Here is a 672-nt window from a genome sequence, read left to right as displayed (position 1 = left end):
AAGGTAGCGAAATTCCTTGTCGGGTAAGTTCCGACCCGCACGAAAGGCGTAACGATCGATCGCGCATTTCTTACCGTGCGCACCTTCATCTTAAGGCCGAAGGTTCCTGTGACAGTATATTATACTTGAAAAACATGTTAGCCGTATTTTTGAGAACCTTCGGAAGATGAAGACCCCAACACCATCCAACAAGCTCACTCGTCGCAATGATGCAACCCGTACTCGATGGTCGGCGAGCTTAACGAACCGGCGAGTCCTATCCCTCAAACTGCGAAATAGCGTGGCCCCACCCCATTTTTGGCGCCCATGCCTTCAAGAAGATCGATCGGCCTCCTCTTTCGAAAAATCAACTAAGTAGAGTTTGTCGTCTAATACACCCTTAAATGCTAATGAACCATCACTCCTTCTAAAGACAGAAACATCAACATTTGTAAACAAACAATTGTAGCCCATGTGGCACAATTGACTTACAGACAGAAGGTTGTAACCACGCGACTCTACTAGAAATACATTCGATATGGAGTGCTCGTTGGTGATGGCTATCTTGCCCAAGCCTTTGACCTTGCCTTGGTTCCCATCTCCAAAGATGATCGATCTTCCGCCCACGGCGCATCTCCAAACTAGCACCTCCGACCAGCTGATGTTGCCCCCCAGCCATTCCAGGGCGACAAT

General features: G+C 48.4%; 1 protein-coding gene and 1 rRNA gene. One reads left to right on the top strand and one right to left on the bottom strand.

Annotated elements, in window-relative coordinates; all coding sequences use genetic code 11:
* Nucleotides 1-58: ribosomal RNA gene (locus ACJ5GX_RS00735) — 23S ribosomal RNA — on the top strand; the annotation flags it as partial.
* A gap of 254 nt (nt 59-312) precedes the next feature.
* On the opposite strand, the gene ACJ5GX_RS00730 is transcribed toward ACJ5GX_RS00735, so the two are convergent.
* A partial coding sequence (locus ACJ5GX_RS00730) for a hypothetical protein (RefSeq protein WP_495292585.1) occupies nt 313-672 on the bottom strand: 360 nt, incomplete at its 5' end.

The sequence above is a fragment of the Wolbachia endosymbiont of Tuta absoluta genome (genome assembly GCF_059414725.1).
Note: the sequence above shows the minus strand (reverse complement) of the source record. Positions and strands in the feature narration are given on the sequence as shown.